The sequence below is a fragment of the Methanospirillum hungatei JF-1 genome (assembly GCF_000013445.1).
Taxonomy (GTDB): domain Archaea; phylum Halobacteriota; class Methanomicrobia; order Methanomicrobiales; family Methanospirillaceae; genus Methanospirillum; species Methanospirillum hungatei.
Genome location: NC_007796.1, coordinates 699,430 through 716,154, shown reverse-complemented (window position 1 = coordinate 716,154; position 16,725 = coordinate 699,430). Strand labels below are relative to the sequence as shown.

Annotated in this window: 11 protein-coding genes, 1 tRNA gene and 1 pseudogene; 5 read left to right on the top strand and 8 right to left on the bottom strand. The window is 45.6% G+C overall.

What is annotated here, in order from left to right; all coding sequences use genetic code 11:
* Window positions 1-29: 29 nt before the first annotated feature.
* From MHUN_RS03240 to MHUN_RS03235, 3 genes are all read right to left on the bottom strand, one after another.
* Window positions 30-3,155 carry a HEAT repeat domain-containing protein gene (locus tag MHUN_RS03240; RefSeq protein WP_011447658.1) on the bottom strand — a complete coding sequence of 1,042 codons (3,126 nt, stop codon included), beginning with the start codon at window positions 3,153-3,155 and terminating at the stop codon, window positions 30-32.
* Between the two features lie 54 nt (window positions 3,156-3,209).
* Window positions 3,210-3,401, bottom strand: coding sequence for a hypothetical protein (locus MHUN_RS18120; protein WP_083758391.1), 192 nt, complete (start codon window positions 3,399-3,401; stop codon window positions 3,210-3,212).
* 66 nt (window positions 3,402-3,467) lie between these two features.
* Window positions 3,468-3,540 (bottom strand) — tRNA-Lys (locus MHUN_RS03235).
* Between the two features lie 85 nt (window positions 3,541-3,625).
* Here MHUN_RS03235 and MHUN_RS03230 point away from each other — a divergent pair.
* From MHUN_RS03230 to MHUN_RS03220, 3 genes are read left to right on the top strand one after another with little or no spacing between them, the layout of a single operon-like run.
* Window positions 3,626-5,089, top strand: coding sequence for a DHH family phosphoesterase (locus MHUN_RS03230; protein ID WP_011447657.1), 1,464 nt, complete (start codon window positions 3,626-3,628; stop codon window positions 5,087-5,089).
* Complete coding sequence (locus tag MHUN_RS03225) at window positions 5,079-5,699, top strand: 6-hydroxymethylpterin diphosphokinase MptE-like protein (protein WP_011447656.1); 621 nt, start codon at window positions 5,079-5,081, stop codon at window positions 5,697-5,699. The genes MHUN_RS03230 and MHUN_RS03225 overlap by 11 nt, the downstream gene beginning before the upstream one ends.
* Window positions 5,689-7,356 carry a radical SAM protein gene (locus MHUN_RS03220; RefSeq protein ID WP_048067250.1) on the top strand — a complete coding sequence of 556 codons (1,668 nt, stop codon included), beginning with the start codon at window positions 5,689-5,691 and terminating at the stop codon, window positions 7,354-7,356. The genes MHUN_RS03225 and MHUN_RS03220 overlap by 11 nt, the downstream gene beginning before the upstream one ends.
* Here the strand turns inward: MHUN_RS03220 and MHUN_RS03215 are convergent.
* Both MHUN_RS03215 and MHUN_RS03210 read right to left on the bottom strand, forming a co-directional pair.
* Window positions 7,328-8,461: a CBS domain-containing protein gene (locus MHUN_RS03215; protein WP_011447654.1), complete on the bottom strand. Its 1,134-nt coding sequence runs from the start codon at window positions 8,459-8,461 to the stop codon at window positions 7,328-7,330. The genes MHUN_RS03220 and MHUN_RS03215 overlap by 29 nt on opposite strands.
* A gap of 79 nt (window positions 8,462-8,540) precedes the next feature.
* The gene (locus MHUN_RS03210) at window positions 8,541-9,323 is read right to left on the bottom strand and encodes an META domain-containing protein (protein WP_048067249.1); all 783 of its coding nucleotides are present in this window, start codon (window positions 9,321-9,323) and stop codon (window positions 8,541-8,543) included.
* A gap of 150 nt (window positions 9,324-9,473) precedes the next feature.
* Here MHUN_RS03210 and MHUN_RS03205 point away from each other — a divergent pair, with 150 nt between their 5' ends.
* Together MHUN_RS03205 and MHUN_RS03200 are read left to right on the top strand one after the other, a co-directional pair.
* Window positions 9,474-9,734 (top strand): PRC-barrel domain-containing protein, encoded by a 261-nt coding sequence (locus tag MHUN_RS03205; RefSeq protein ID WP_011447652.1) that lies wholly within the window; start codon window positions 9,474-9,476, stop codon window positions 9,732-9,734.
* Between the two features lie 9 nt (window positions 9,735-9,743).
* Complete coding sequence (locus MHUN_RS03200; RefSeq protein ID WP_011447651.1) at window positions 9,744-10,469, top strand: tRNA(His) guanylyltransferase Thg1 family protein; 726 nt, start codon at window positions 9,744-9,746, stop codon at window positions 10,467-10,469.
* 51 nt (window positions 10,470-10,520) lie between these two features.
* Here MHUN_RS03200 and MHUN_RS03195 read toward each other — a convergent pair whose 3' ends face one another.
* The 3 genes and pseudogenes from MHUN_RS03195 to ileS form a co-directional block, all read right to left on the bottom strand.
* On the bottom strand, window positions 10,521-10,754 hold the full coding sequence (locus MHUN_RS03195; RefSeq protein WP_011447650.1) for a hypothetical protein: 234 nt from the start codon (window positions 10,752-10,754) through the stop codon (window positions 10,521-10,523).
* A gap of 277 nt (window positions 10,755-11,031) precedes the next feature.
* Window positions 11,032-11,948, bottom strand: a pseudogene (locus MHUN_RS03190) (IS5 family transposase).
* Window positions 11,949-13,513: 1,565 nt separating this feature from the next.
* Window positions 13,514-16,702: an isoleucine--tRNA ligase gene (gene ileS / locus MHUN_RS03180; RefSeq protein WP_011447649.1), complete on the bottom strand. Its 3,189-nt coding sequence runs from the start codon at window positions 16,700-16,702 to the stop codon at window positions 13,514-13,516.
* Window positions 16,703-16,725: the final 23 nt, after the last annotated feature.

The following is a 16,725-nucleotide window of genomic DNA, read 5'->3' as shown; positions in this document are numbered from 1 at the left end:
GATTTCCATTCTGCTAGTATGTTTTGTTATTATGTTTGAATAGAATCCCTTATGACAGCGAGTGCATCCCGGGATCGTTCCCTGATTTCAGGGTCATCATCATGAAGCCCCTTGGCAAGGGTATCAACACTTGGAGGTCCGATACGGATGAGATCATCAAATTTCTCTTTGGCAAAGAGGTAACTCAGCCGATCAGTCGTATACTTGGGTTTCCACCCGCTCTCTTCCAATAACCTTGCCACCGCATTTCTGACTTTTCTGTCTTTGTCATCAAGTGTCTGAACCAGCATAAACTGACCTGGTTCCCCGATCTTGGATATCCCTTTGAGTGCTGCTGCACGGATTGAACCGTCGGGATCTTTTAATGCTGCAATCAGCTGATCAAGGACAGGAAGTCCGATATCACCCAATGATTCAACCGCTGCTGCACGAACATGAGGGTCCGGGTCATGCATCGCATCGGTCAGTGGTCCCAGAGCTTCCCTGCCAAACTTTCCAAGTTCCCTGATGGCAGTCATCCTGATTTCATGATCCGGATCCTGCAATGCCTCATACATAAGAGGGGCAGATGCCGGATCTTTCAGAACACCAAGCACCTTTAAAAGGGCAATCCGTCGTCTGTCTCCAGGACCTATGGATTTTAAAAGCCTGGTAACGGCGGTCTGTGCCTGTGGGCGCATGGAGGTGATGATATTGGCGGCCATGTCAGGTACAGCCTGTTCATACATGACGGCATCCAGAAGAGGGGCCAGGATCTGCTCACCCTTACTGATAAATATACGCTCAAACATCGTGATGAGGATCGGATTTTGTATGGAGAAGAGGTGCCTGAGGTCGTCTCTGTTTGAAAGAGCTATCTCGGTTATCAGCGACATGACCGCAATACCTCTGCTGCTACCCTCCTGTCCTGATCCTTGAAGCGTCTCAAGTTCCTGAATAAGCTCTGGCAGGGCTGAACCTCCCATTCCGGCCATTATCCGGCTAATCAATGGCACAAGACTCTCATCTTCCTGCATCAGGGTCATCAGTGCCGAAGCAGCCGGAGTACCAATTCTGGTAAGAGCATGAATCGCATATTGTTGTGCAATCAGGTCAGGACTTTTCAGCAAAGGCAAAAGAGCGGGTACTGCAGGTTCGCCAATAGCGCTTAATGCTGCCATGGCATAAGGAGCAATATCCTCGTCACCAAGCCGTGCTACCAGATCAGGAATGGCATCTTCTCCGATTCGAATCAGGAAACTCGTTATCTCAAGCTTCCGGTCATCATCAGTTTCACTCCGGAGGGCATCAATAAACGGTGGAATAGCATCCTTTCCAAACCTGGACAACAGATCTCCTGCAATAAGTGCCCGGGACCCGTCATCTCCCTGAAATATATCGATAAGCTCCGGAATGACAACCTCAGGTGAGGTATGCACCAGTTCGTACATCAGATCGGTGTCCGGTACCTGACCGGAAAAGAGCCGCATGATAAATTTCCTGGGATCCTGACTGAATAACTCTGACAGGTAAGACGTGATCTCCCTGGCCAGTTCGGGCCCTGAACCTGAAAGAGCCTGCAGAAGAGGAGCGGTTGCATCTGCACCAATCTCACGAATAAGTGTCATCGCCTCATCATAACCGTCCTTTCCCGGTGCCATGAACGGGATAAGGTACGGAAGAGCAGCAGTCTCGTTCTCACGGAGAATCTCCAGGATAAGAGCATGATTGGCACCCATGGGATCTGACAACGAATCTACAAGATGGGGGATTGCCAGTTCTCCATTCTTCATGAGAGCAATCTTTGCCAGATCGACCGCCTCTTCATCGCCAGAACCAAGAACCTGAATCAGACGGGGGATCGCAATCTCACCTGAAGCAACCAGGTTATCAAGAGCAGTCTCCCGTACCTCCCGGTCAGTATGATACAGAGCACTAATCATCGGCTCAATGGATCTGACCGGATCAATCTGTCTGAGAAGATCAATAGCGAATACAGAAGTTTTTCCCCGCTCACGCTCAGATGCCTCTTCCAAAAAGGGGAATGCAATACGCCCCATCGAGAGAATTGCCTCTTTTATTCCGGACGTATCTGATTGCTCCCTGACAGAATTGATAAGATAGGGAATGGTGACAGCTCCCATTCGTGACAGAATCTGAACCATCTGTTTTGAACGATCACCCTTCGAATGAATCAGATTCCCGATAAGGTAAGGGATAGCAGGTTCACCGATATGCTGAATGACAGAGATAATCGGTTCGCGATCAGTATCACGGCGTACAGACATCTCCTCAAGCAGGTGAGGGATGACAGGCTCTCCTATCCTGGTCAGGGCATTTTCTGATACCTTCCGGACTTCAGGGTCCTGATCATACAGACCGGATATCAGAGGCATAATTGCCGATTCTCCAAACTCAAGGAATGCCTTTTGTGCCATTGAAGAAGTGACCGGATTTGGATCTTTGAGTGCCTGATAAAGGGGGTCGAGTGCCGGCTTTCCTATCTCACTGATGATGTAAAATTTCAGTTCTCGCAGCCATTCCTCATCCTGACCGCATGATGAGAGGAGATCTCCAACTACCTGGTCACCCAGAATAATAAGATAAGCAGAGATACGTGCTCTGACTTCTTCATGGTCATGATTCAGCCCCTTGATTAACGGCTGGATTGCTGATCTGCCAAATGACTCAAACAGACCCTCGATGAACCTGGTCGTCGTCTGATCCTCTGTCCCGTAGGCATCTATAAGAACCGGAATAATCCGAGTACCCATTGAATTCAGGATATATCCTGCTCGTTCATATCCAATACCCTGAAGTGTGGTGATATTCTTTACTATTTCCCTGGCTGCATCATCACCCATCGCGGTAAGAGTGGTATGAATCATCCTCGCGGTCTCTTCATCAGATACAGACAAAGCCCGAATCAGCGGGTTTATAGCATCAGATCCAATTTGAACAAGCGCATGAGATGCAGCATTCCTGATCCCATACTCAGGGTCCTGAAAAAGTCTGATAAGTTCTTCAACTGCAACCGGAGTTTTCATCCGGCCGAGCGCTAATATTGCTTCTATCCGTAATGCAGTATCATTTTTCCCGTCCAGTAACCGGAGAAGGCCTTTTAAATTCCCTTTAAGTCTCATCCGTTCCGGATTCGGTCTGAAAATAGACTTCATATCCCCCCAATATCAACAGTCACCCAAGAGAATGATCAATAATCCACACTAAAATTAATCATATTTCCCTTTCAGACCACCCCAGCCAGTATATCCGCAGTATATGCATCCGACTCCGTTACAATGGCGACACATCTTTTCAGGCCATTTCACCGTAACCATTCCCTTTGTGTTACAAAAACAACATCCGGCTCCTTCACAGTGCTGGCAGGTTACTTCCACGTATTCTGGTTCTTCACCAGTCATCAGAGAATTTTATGAATGAGAACGTTAAATAATCGATTGAGACCATTGCAAAAAAGAAACAACGAGCGGGCCTGAAGGGACTCGAACCCCTGGCCTGCGGATTAAGAGTCCGCCGCTCTACCGACTAAGCTACAGACCCGTTGTGCCATAACATGTTAGTTTAGCCCACTTATATAGTTTTCTTACGCCCCTTTATACCTCTATAATCCAACCTATACCTGAATATGCCTGGATTCAGCCCGGCAGCGTCACCGGGGATCAGAACCTATCTCATTTGTGGGTGTGGGAGTGTTGGATACCTGATCCTTGAAGAACTGAAAAAGGAAGGTGGCAGACTGCTCTGTATGGATAGCAATCCTGAACGTGTTCAGGAACTTCGGGAGCAGAAGATTGAAGCTTTTCTTCGCGATCTTACCGATCCTGACATGCTGCAGGGAATAGATCATTTTGATATCGCCTTTGTGGTCAGCGATAATCATGAAGCAAATATTACCGGTCTGAAAACAGTCAGAAAAAAATATCCACGGGTTCATATCGTCGCCCGTGCGCAGGATCCAATCAATGAAAAACTCCTGATGCAGGAGGGCGCGGACCTCGTTCTCTACCCCCAGCATGTAGTTGCACGGGCCGCTATAGAACACTTACACCGTCTTGAAAAGCACCACCTCTCCCGTGATCTCTATAACCTGCTTGCATCCTGGTCTGGCATCTTTGGTATTGTGACGCATACCAACCCTGATCCTGATGCGATCGCCAGTGCCATGGCTCTTGCAGCGATCGCAAAACGGGCAAACCAGAATCTGGAAACCAGAATCATCTATGATGGGATCATCGGCCACCAGGAGAACCGGACACTGGTAAATCTGCTTGATATCAGGATGGAGAAATTAAAACCAGAGACACTTAATGAATGCACCCATATCGCTCTAGTGGATAGCAAGGGACCTGGAGCAAATAATGGTCTTATTCACTCCATGCCGGTTGATATCATCATTGACCATCACCAGGAAGATATCTCTCACATTGAAAAGGTCCATTTTATCGATATCAGGCAGAATGTGGGTGCCTGTGCGACCATTCTGACCGAATATATCAAGGAACTCAATATTGAACCAGACGAAAAGGTTGCAACGGCACTCCTCTACGGCATCAGGGCTGACACAAAACAGTTTAGACGAAATGTCTCACCCAGTGATCTTGAATATGCAGCCTTCCTCCTGGAGTTCAGTGACGCTGATCTTCTGGAAAAGATCATGTCCCCTCAGTACTCCCATGAGACCATGGATATTATCGGGGCAGCAATCCGGAACAGAAAAACAAGGAACGGGTACCTGTTTTCAAATGTCGGGTATGTCAGAAACCGTGATGCTCTTCCCCAGGCCGCGGATCTCCTCATCAACCTGGAAGGAATCAGTACCGCGCTCGTCTATGGAATTACTGATGAAGCGATCATCATGTCAGGCCGGAACCGGGATCTCAGACTGAACCTAGGCAATGTCATGAGCGAAGCGTTCTCAGAAGTCGGTGATGCGGGAGGTCATGCCACCATGGCTGCTGCAAGTATTCCACTCCATGTCTTTGCTCATGTCAGGGAAAAGGAAGAACTTTTACACCTGGTAATAGATCCCGTTTTACAGAACTTTTACCGCCTCGTCGGTCTTCTGGAGGATGAGGAGAGTGAAGTATGAAGACTGGGAACCGGTGTACCAGGAGATTTGCGAGTACTTCTCTTTTGACCCTGCAGAAGATGACCGGGCTGCACATATTCTTGCAGATCTGACAATACAGGATGCAACAGATCTTTTAAAATCCTGTATTGCAGGAAAACCGGTTACAATCTGCGGGAATGCACCAACTCTTTCACAGGAGCTGGAAGCAATTACCGGAGTAATCATCGCTGCAGATGCAGCCTCCGGCGTTCTGATACGACATGGAATTACACCTGATGTCATCGTCACCGACCTTGACGGGATTGAGGATGAGGCAGTTACCTTGAACAGGAAAGGGACTATTCTGGTAGTCCATGCCCATGGAGATAATATTCCCCGTCTTCGGACATGGGTTCCCCGGATGAAAGGACCGCTGGTTTTGACCACCCAGGGAAAACCCTTTGGCCATGTCTACAACTTTGGTGGATTTACCGATGGTGATCGGGCCGTATACCTTGCTCATGAGATGCAGGCATCAGACGTAACCCTTATCGGATTTGATCTAGATGATCCGGTGGTCACTCCTATGAAGAAAGGAAAACTCCAATGGGCAAGAAAACTCCTCTCCCTCTGTGGACATGAGCTCTGAGGCATGGATAATAGACGGGTATGTCGACGAACCGGCATGCCTTGGCGTTCCTCCTTACATCTCCCCCTATATACGAACCATCGCAGGGGTATTTTTCTCTCATGGATTCCCGGTCACCTATCATACCATTGATCAGATCAGATCTGACCCCGGCCTGCTTTGTGCGGCAAATACTGCATCGTATGTCGTCATGATCGCCGGGATGACCGTTCCGGGGAAATATCTCGGGGGCACACCGGCGACCTGGCAGGAGATAGAGCAGATTGGATCAGCCCTTTCTAACCCGCATACCTTTCTTGGCGGTCCCATTCTCTTCGGAGCAGGATCAGCCGGAGGTCAGGCTGCACTCAGGAAGGGAGATTTCCATGTTGATACTCTTCTGCATGGTTCGCCGGCCGGTGCACTTGACAAATGGTTTTCAGGGAATATCCCGTCTGCTCTCTTCTCATATGAGAAAGAAGATCCCTGGTCAGAACTAGGTGCCAGCATTATCTGCCAGCATCCAAATTATCCCTATGTGATGTGTGAGATTGAGACCGCACGGGGATGCAGCAGGGAAGTTACCGGTGGATGCAGCTTTTGCACTGAACCACTCTATGGAAAACCACAGTATCGATCTCTTCAGGGAATAAAAAACGAGGTTTCTGCCCTTGCACAGGCCGGGGCAGCTCATTTCAGAATAGGCCGGCAACCGGATATCCTGACCTGGCAGGCAGGAAAAGGAGAATTTCCGGTCCCAAAACCAGACCTGATAGAAGAACTTTTTTCATCAGTCAGAACGTCTGCTCCTTCCCTGAAAACCCTTCACATCGACAACGTCAATCCGGGCACAATAGCACGACACCCGGAAGAAGCAGGTGAAAGCCTGTCTGCGATCATCAGACATCATACCCCGGGAGACATTGCAGCATTTGGCATGGAGACTGCAGATCCGGTTGTCATCGAGGAGAACAATCTCAAGGCGACTCCTGATATGGTGATGGAAGCTATCCGGATTGTGCATGAGGTGGGGAGTTTGAGAAGAGATGGAATTCCTGAACTCTTACCTGGCCTGAACTTTATTGCAGGTCTTGCGGGAGAAAGCCTGAATACCTATACACTGAACAGGGAATTTCTTGAAAACGTGTTGCAGAAGGGATATCTTATCCGGAGAGTGAACATCCGTCAGCTCATGCCATGTGAGGGGACAAAAGCAAGTAAGCATAATGCTCTTCCAGTTCCGGACAAGGCTTTTCATTCATTTAAAGATTGGACACGGAAGAATTTTGATCTTCCCATGCTTCGAAAGGTCTTCCCTCCATTCACCATCCTCAGGTCGGTTATCATTGAAGAAGAGGGAGATATCTCTTTTGGAAGGCAGATGGGATCATACCCAATCCTTGTTGGCATTCCTCTTCCCCTGCCAGTCCGAGCAGTTCTTGATGTGGTAGTCGTTGACCATGGCATGCGTTCCCTGACGGCTCTTCCCTGTCCGGTTCCAATCAACACGCTTCCCCACAAAGCACTCAGATGGATCCCGGGCCTCTCGAAAAAAGGAATAGTTCAGGTGATTGCAAAACGACCGTTCAGATCAGAGAAGGAGTTTGCAAAATTCACCGGTACTTCTCTGCCGGATGGTATTCTGGATCTTACACTTCCCGCAGCTCAATTACCGTAAAGATATCTGACTTTGTAACAATCCCGATAATCTTCTCTTCTGCCATAACAGGAATCCTCCCGATATCCTGCCGGGTCATGATCCGGAGAGCGTCCATAACCGGTGCATGAGGCGGGAGGACAACTACATCCCTGGACATAACATCACGAACCTGCATGGCATCCCGGTCAAGCACCGGTGTCCGTGCAAGATCAGTCAGGGTGATGATGCCAACCAGATGGCCGAGCTCTGTGACCGGAAATCCCAGATGCTTTGTCTGGTACATCAAGGACAGTACTTCAGATAGCGGCATCCGCGGCGGTACTTCCACAACCGGACGAGACATGATCTGCCCGACCGTAACATCCTTTAAAAGGAAGTTGTATCTGGTCACCATTGATTCCTGTCCGGCCCCGATATATATGAAGAAAGCAATTAGGATGAGGATGGGGGAGAAGAGGATCAATCCGACTAGACCGAATAATACTGCAAATCCCTTCCCGACCGATGATGCTATGGAGGTGGCCTTATGAAGGGGCATCCGGGTTGCAAGATAGGCACGGAGAACCCTTCCGCCATCCATGGGAAAGGCAGGGAGGAGATTAAACGCAAAGAGCAGGATGTTCAGAATCGCAAGATACCCGAATATATAGATAAGAACTCCGGCCTCTGCTGATGAATCAACAAACCGATGAACAACGTAAACAAGAACCCCGGAGATAAGACCGATAGCAAGACTTGTGAGCGGTCCTGCCAGGGCCATGACAAGTTCGGTTCCTGGATCAGGCTCCTGCTCTTCTATTGCTGCTACTCCACCAAAGAACAGAAGAGTGATACTGTCTATCCGAATCCCGGAGCGGAGAGCGATGAGTGAATGGGCCAGCTCATGGATAAACACCCCAATAAAGAGTCCAATTGCAACGGTGGCTCCAAGAAAATAGGGAATAAATCCGGATAGAATATACCGGTCATCAATACTCACATGAAAGACATTTCTGACCATTTCTACCGTGAATTCAATATCTGACCCGATTACCCAGGCAAATAACGGTATAATAAGAAGAAAGGTAAAATGAATCAGGACTGGAATACCAAATAGCCGGCCGATTTTAAATGAGCCATCCATATTATCTGATATGTTTGGCACTCGGAACCAGTATAGCTATCGAAAAATTATCAGAATGATACAAAAAATGAGAGAATTTTTATGGAGTATCGTACTCTTTCCACTCAGCAACCACTACCCCGGCATCATTCATCAGGATAACCTGATCATTCCTTATCTCATATCTAAGCGTTCCCTTCATAATATCCAACAGGGATTGCTCCTGGTTTAGTCTGCTCTTATTACATGCCTTCTTTGTAATGGTCACCGGATTAAAGGTGATGGTGTTCGCAGTCAGGTTGTACGTTCCTGAGAATTCGTTACATCCCCCATTACCGGTAAAGGTCCCGTCCGGATGAAATTCAATCAGGGTTTTCAGGGCAAGAAAAGCATACTTTAACTGATCGTCCCTGAAGATTCTGGTAAGTATAAACGGAGTGTCATAGGGGAATGGTACAGATTCCTTCTCCTCATACCTGGTAAATGAGATGACGGGGTGATTTTCCGCGTCAAACAAGAGAAGATTATCATCAATAATCTTGTAATGGACAATCTTTTCAAGGTTTTTCAGATACTGTGACTCTTCCTTCATTACTTCAGGTTGACAGTACTTGAGAGTTGCTGCAGGGGCAGAGATGGTAATGGCCCCGTCTTTCATAGCAATCGTCGCCTTGTACTGATTACAACCTGCGCTACCGGATATATTCAAACCATCAATTGTCGCAGTAATTCTTGACAGATCTGAATGTTTGATAAGGGCCCCGGCTTCATCCCTGATCTCAGTAACGATGTATGATCCCAAAGGAGTATTCTCTGCCAGAGCGGGAAATACAGAAATAGCAAGACACAGAACCAATATGGTCAAGATTGTATAACCAGCCATGTGCACCATACGGGAATATTCCTGTATGAACATAATATATGTTTGGATACTTGTTTCATCAGATGATCGTATCCCACGATTGATTTTTCATCGAATCCTGAAATGATAAGGTAACATTTTTTATCTATCCGGTATTAATGTCAATGCAGTATGAAGAATCAGATTACTGACCTGATCGGACTAAAAATATATTCTGAAAACGGGATGTTCATCGGAGAGGTTGATGATATTATCCTGGATATTGATTCAAAGAGAATTGATGCACTTGCTGTAGGAAAACTGAACCCTGAAGTCATGGAGATCAAGTCTCATAAAGGGGTGAAAATCCCGTACCGGTTGGTCAAGAGTATATCTGATGTGATTGTTATCAGGCACATCCCGCACATGTTCAGAAACGAAGGGGAACTCTAACCCTGACTTATGAAAGAGAGGGAAATCTATGCAGACCTACGGACCCTCTCTCCGATAATCGTCCGTCTTGATGGCCGGGCATTTCACCAGGTTACAGATAAACTAAATTTTTCTGAACCCTTTGATGAGAAGTTTTCCGATGCCATGGCCTTTGTTACCAAAGGATTGCTCATTGATGCCGGCTTTGCCCCGGTGTTCGGGTATACCTTTTCAGATGAGATAAGTCTCTATTTTTCTGAAAATCTCTTTCTTGGGCGAGTTGAAAAAATTGATTCGGTCCTTGCCTCCTTTGCTTCAAGTTGCCTTACCATTGCCTTAGAATTAAAAGAGCCGGTCTCTTTTGATGCACGAATAATCCCGGTCACTCCGGATCATATCCTACCCTATCTCTCCTGGAGACAACAGGAGGCATGGCGAAACCACATGAACGGATGGAGCCAGAAATTACTGAAAGATGAAGGGTATACCTCACAGGAAGCAGCATCTATGCTCCATGCAATGAAAGCTGCAGAGCTTCATGAATTCTGTTTTCAGCGAGGAGTTAATCTTGCCATGACTCCCGCCTGGCAACGGCGGGGTATTCTGGTGTACCGGACCGTGGTCGAGAAGGAAGGGTATAATCCGAAGACGGATGAAAAGACGATAACAACGAGAAGGGTAGTGACAATTGACAAGGATATACCGTTATTTGGGAAACCGGACGGTAAAGATTTTATTGAACGAATAATTATATAAAAAATCCGACATCACCGTATCAAGAAGAACAGAGGGAAAATTGCCTTTCCTTTACTCGACAACTCCCCAGACCTTTGTAATTCCCCAGCCGACGGTTTCTGAATTCTGAGCCCAGGTGGAACTGCCTGAATCAAGTATCTGGTACCGTCCCGGATCAAGCACAAGATCTGGTTCAACAACCCAGTATGCATTTGGCACTCCACCCATTCCGTCAAGTCCCTTTGCATTGAATTGAGGGGTATCAAATCCTCCATCAGAATGCTGATAATTTAGGTCAATAATCATGATTAAACCGAGTGATGAGGTTCCTTATATATAATTACAGTGATATAAATATTTCCAAGGCGAATGATATCCTCTTTATCGTATCTTATAATTACCAAGACTGAATTCAGTAACCCGAAAATTAATAAAGAGAATAGCTAATAACCCCTATTTTTGATCTTACAACGACAACATATGATCATATGAGAGGTGATAAAACTGAAAATATGCAAAAAAATCACAAAAGAAGCAAATTCTTTCCCATCCTTTTCGCTTAGAACGATAGCTATCGCAATTATTACATAGTTATTTGAACACTATTCAGCCGATATAAATTGTAAGAAAAGCAGGAAAAGATGTTTTTCACGTGTACACGTTCAATAGTTGTTACCAAAACATGCCCTCCCTTAAAAATTCGTTTCATCACAGCGTATGGCAACTCACCAAGAGAGCGGATCCGTGATATTGCTTTATTTCGGCGTTTTTCTTTACAACTCAAGGGATGATCTCGGGTTGCTCTGTGCATAGTTATATCCATTGATGCATTGGGTTTTACGCCAAAATATCCTTTATCGCGGTAAACTGTTTGTCCGGGTTCAGTAAGATCGATTTGACTATCGTGAAGTGATGCCGTCGAGGTTCCAACTTCTCGAATAATCATAAATTCTTTGTCTACTAATGTATGCATTTTATAACCGAAATAGGAGTTATTCCCTTTTTTACTCCATGTTCCCTCCTTTGATCGTCGAGTCAGAGCTTCATCACCTCTCGGTTTATCTTTTTTAGCATGACCTGGAACTCCACGATGAATTCCAAATCCTAATTTGTCTATTTGATGCTGTAATTCTTCCCAAATTAAATCAAGGCAGTTACTGTTTATTAATCGCTCTCTGAATAGCCAAATTGTCGAACGATCGGGAATTATGTCTGGAAAACCTAAAAAATGACGAAAGCTCATTCGATCATAAATATTTCGTTCGATTTCATAATCTGATAATCCATAGAGATGTTGCAATACCAAGGTTTTAATCATCACTATTTCATCTAAATGGGGACGTCCACCATCAATTTTGTTATCTTTGTAAAGGGGTGAGATTAGCTCTCTAAACGCTCCCAGTCGATAGAATCACTAATTTTTGAAAGTGTGTCGCCCGATTTTTTGTATTTTTTATATTCTTCTCGAAAAATAGACGTGCAAAAGTTATCCACTATTATTATTCGATCGCCACTGATAAAAAGGTGAGGTTTTTAGCTATTCTCTAAAGTTAATAGATCTGCATACACATACACACATAGAGGATTAGAGAGGAATGAGTACAAAAACAATCAGCATCAGAGAAAAGGCATAAGAAAGTCTGCGATCTTTAAAAACCTCCGAAAATGAATCATTTTCAAAAGTAATCATAAAACATTTTCCAAAATAGAAGACGTTATCTAAAAATTTTTCAGATCTTGACCCGGATAATGAATTTGCAAATGCAATAGAAGATGTCATAAAAGAAAGCCGGGCCAAATATCCAAAAGATATCAGGTTATAATGCCACTACTCGATACATCACATCTGCTCGGGCTCATTCAAAAAGATAAAAAATCACCTGAAATTCTAAATACTTGTATCAATCTGGGGATTATCAATATATTTCAGTAATTTCTATTTTTGAATTAACTGCAGGAGCTTACCGATCAGCTCATCCGAAAAAAAATCCAGGAGATAGAGACAATTAAAGAGAATATTGAGGTAATCCCGGTTACCAGCGATTTTGCAATATTAGTAAAATTCTGATAAACACCATACATTAGAAGGGTTCCCGAATAGGAGCCCTTGATGAATTATTAACAACAACCTCACTTGGATTTGATGGAAAATGATAACATGGGATTCTCATTTCCTCTCCTGTCCGGGAATCGAGGTATTATTAGATTAAAGTATTAAAGATTTGAGATTATTCTTTACCCATCCAGAGATAACCCCAAAGCAATTAAATTTTTTCAAACACCACAAAGTCATTAGTTCAAAAAAAATATTTCGGCCAACAACATCTGACGGTAGACCATAATTCCTAAATCACAGGAATAAAAATATTGGGTATGTCTCTTGTTCTCTCAAATCAGGTTCAGGAGATATATCGGATTTTTTTCCTGGGAAAGAAAATGATTTGGTAAAAATATTCATATTACAAGAAATAAGATGTCGTCTTACACAATATCAATGCATGAATACATATTTTCATCATAAATATAACAGGACTTCCAATCATTTCAGGAAAAAATAAAAGAAGATCCAGATTATTCATTTGAAGCTGAATCTGATTTTTGTGATTGGGAATTAGCAGTTGATGGTATAGAATCAATGAAAAGAAAATTCTCAATTCTTGAATCCAGCGTGATTTCGTGAAAATCGAAGAATTTGTTGGAAAGATGGAGGATGCTGCAGACCTCTGTGCTCTGCCTCTAGAAATACTTCATCTGACTGATCATTCAGTAAAAAACCAGGGTTGATATTCTTGAAGACATATGGATCCAATTTTATCCCCATGAGATATCCGGAACAACATACTTTTTTTTGATAAGCAGGTCAAACAGATTATTTACCAGAGATTGCATCCATGACTCATGGCATATGCATCCTTTTGAAAATCCAGACCACCATGTTTTTACCATTAACTATTCAATCGAACCGACACCAATTTCTTTTATGGAAGAGATATTTGAATGGCCTGTAAAAAAAAGGGAGTGTTTTAATAATTTTATCGTTACTTGAGATCCAGAAAAGGAATATCTCATCCGGCCAGAGATATCCCTAGCGTAACATTCACTCCTTCAATATCCCAATCCCGGTCAAGCTGGAACAATACTGATCCATCCCTGCCACCGACAGAGTCATGAATCTTCAGCGTTTTACCCCGAACCTCTTGTTTTATGAGATCCAGCCATGATGCCGAAAGCAGCTCCCGCAGATGCACATCCTCTATAACAGCATCTATCACGATATTATCCTCAACATTCAGATCAAGCTGTTTTCTCATCTCCTGAAGCCTTCTGATGATCTCACGACTATATCCTTCAGCTTCAAGATCCTCAGTAAGCGTCGTATCAACATAGACCGACGCATCGGTCATCTCTGCACCAAAGATCCCTTCCGGAAGATGCTGACTGAAGGTCATATGTTCAGCGGTCAGGACAAACTCCTCAGATCCATCACTCAGTGTAACCGACCCGGACTCCTCAAGCTGCTTTCGGAGGGCTGACCCGTCTGCAGCCTCAATCAGACCCTTCACAACCGGTCCTTTCTTCCCAAATGATGGTCCGATCTTCTTCATGACCGGTTCTGCATTGAATCGCATCCGTTCCCAGCTTCCCTGGATAACCTCAATATTTCGGGTATTGGCTCGATCCTTTGCCAGATCTTCCATTGACCTGAAAGCTTCGATGACCGATTCACTTGACGTCACAACAATGACATTCTGCACCGGCCAACGAAGTTTTCTCTTCCCTGCCTGCCGTGCATTTGCAACTGCTTCATCAAATTTCCGGACAACATCCATCCGACGCTCAAGATTCTCATCAATAAGCCTGATATCTCCTGCTGGCCATTTCAACATGTGAACTGATACCGGATCTTCAGGCAGCCGGAGATTCTCATACATTGCTTCGGTGATATGAGGAGTAAACGGGGCAAGAAGTCTGCATAGGGTGCGAAGACAGTATGTAATCGTCTCATATGCAAACTTTTTGTCAGGTGAGTCTTCCTCAAGCCACATACGAGGCCGGACAATCTGGACGTACCACCGGGAGAGATCTTCAAGGATGAAATTCATCAAAAGCCGGGTGACACGGTGCAATTGGTACTCATCCATGTCTGCAGAAACCGATCTGGCAATGGTATTAATCCGTGAGATGATCCACCGGTCAATCTCCGGCATCTCCCGGTAGGAACGAACGATGTACTCATCATCATACTTCCCGTCTGATGTCTGGGCAGGGGAAAACCCGTCAAGAATCATATAGGGAAGCGGGAACCGATACACATTCCACAGGATATTCATCGTCCGGTTTACGGTTGAAACCCCGTCCCAGTTGAATTTCAGGTCTTCCCATGGTGCATTGGATGAGAGAATATAGAGACGGAGAACATCAACACCGAACTTCTGAACCACCTCTTCAGGAGTGACCACATTTCCAAGACTCTTGCTCATCTTCCGCCCATCAGCATCGAGAGCAAACCCATGCATCAGGACGCTCTTATAGGGAGACCGGTTAAAGGCAATCGTAGAGGCACCAAGCTGTGAGTAAAACCATCCTCTGGTCTGGTCCTGCCCTTCAGTGATAAAGTCAGCAGGCCACATCTCATGGAACAGGGCATCATTCCGGGGAAAACCAAGGGTTGCCCAGGATGCCATTGCCGAGTCAAACCAGACATCAAAGATATCCTCTACCCGTTTCATGGTCCCGCCACAGGAACAGGGCACGGTTATCTCATCGACATACGGCCGGTGCGGATCAGTGAGATTGCTCCCGGCTGCTGCATTCAATTCTGCAACCGTCCCAAAGACCCGGTGGGCAGAGCATGAGGAACACTGCCAGACCGGAATCGGGATACCCCAGTACCGCTGTCGTGAGATACACCAGTCACGTGCATCAGAGACAAAATCATAAAAACGGGCACTCCCGGCCCAGTCCGGATACCATGAAGTCGCCTTGATCTCAGAGAGCATCTTCTCTTTCATCTTCGGAACAGAGATGAACCACTGCTCAGTAGCCCGGTAGATGATAGGGGTCTTACACCGCCAGCAATGACCATACCGGTGGGTTATCTTCTGCCTCCCAAGCAAATGACTACCAAGATCTGATAGGATCTTCTCATTTGCATCACGGACAAACTGACCGGCATATATCCCGCCTTCATCGGTATAGTATCCGGCTCCGTCAACAGGACAGAACACATCAAGGCCTTTCTCCACACCAAGGAGATAATCGTCCCATCCATGTCCGGGGGCGATATGGACCATGCCGGTATTGTCCATCTCAACAAATCCAGCGGTAACCACCGTATGCACGATCTCTTTCTGTCGAGGGATGAGATCAGCAAGTGGTGAATCATACGTTGTTCCTGCCAGTTCCTCTCCGGTCTTTTCTGAGAGGATTGAATAATCCTGATATTTCCCCCGTTTTAATACCGGTTCGACAAGATCCTTTGCTATCCAGAGAATCTCCTTTTTCCCCTCTTTTATTGCCTCAACTCTTGCATATATGAAATCTTTATCGACAGCAACGGCCACATTTGCCGGAAGGGTCCATGGGGTCGTGGTCCAAATGACCAGATATTCATTCATAAGACCATGGATCGGAAACTTTACAAATATTGACGGATCCTGTTCATCCCAGTATTCCACTTCAGAATCGGCGATGGCGGTCTCACACCGGGGACACCAGTTGACTACCCGGTGACCACGATCTAAGAGACCCTTCTCATCTGCCTGTTTCAGTGTCCACCATGCCGCTTCAATATATTCGGGCATGATGGTCTGGTAGGGATCATCAAAGTTCATCCAGACGCCGAGAGATTTAAACTGCTCTGACATGATGTCTTTATGGCTGAGGGCGAACTGCTTGCACCGCTCGATAAATGCGCCGATACCGAAAGCCTCTATATCTTTCTTATTTTCAAAGCCAAGTTCATGTTCGACCCTGACTTCGATGGGAAGGCCGTGCATATCATATCCGGCACGATCGATGACATGTAACCCATGCATCCGCTTATACCGGAGAATGCTGTCTTTGAGGATCTTATTCCATGCTGTTCCAAGGTGAATGTGCCCGGTGGTATATGGCGGCCCATCTACGAAAAACCATGTTTTGCCATCCCGGTTCTGCTCCTGTACCCGGGCATATATGTCCTCCTGTGTCCAGAATTTCTGAACCGAGGCTTCTATTACCCTGGGCGTAAAACTGCTGGTAACCTCTTGCACAATATTTCCTCAAAAATTCCGTA